A 205-nucleotide genomic window follows, 5' to 3' on the forward strand; every position below is an offset into this window, starting at 1 on the left:
TGCTTACTTGGGGTTCGCCACTGGTTTTGAGTTCTTCTTCGAGCAGTTCGTATTTGATTTTGTTTTGTTTTAAGCGTTCTATTTTTTGTTGGATGTTACTGATTTTTATAGCGTCTTCTTTTACATCATTTTTGTCTAATTCATTGAGGTATTCTTGGGTTTTAAGTTCGATATATTCTTTGTGTTTGTCGATTTTTCTTTGGTT

1 pseudogene is annotated in these 205 nt (G+C 32.7%); it reads right to left on the minus strand.

The features are described 5' to 3' along the window. Window positions 1–205 (minus strand): annotated as a pseudogene (locus WFZ85_RS16590) (IS1182 family transposase); the annotation flags it as partial.

The organism is Flavobacterium aureirubrum, assembly GCF_038739835.1.
Lineage (GTDB): Bacteria > Bacteroidota > Bacteroidia > Flavobacteriales > Flavobacteriaceae > Flavobacterium > Flavobacterium aureirubrum.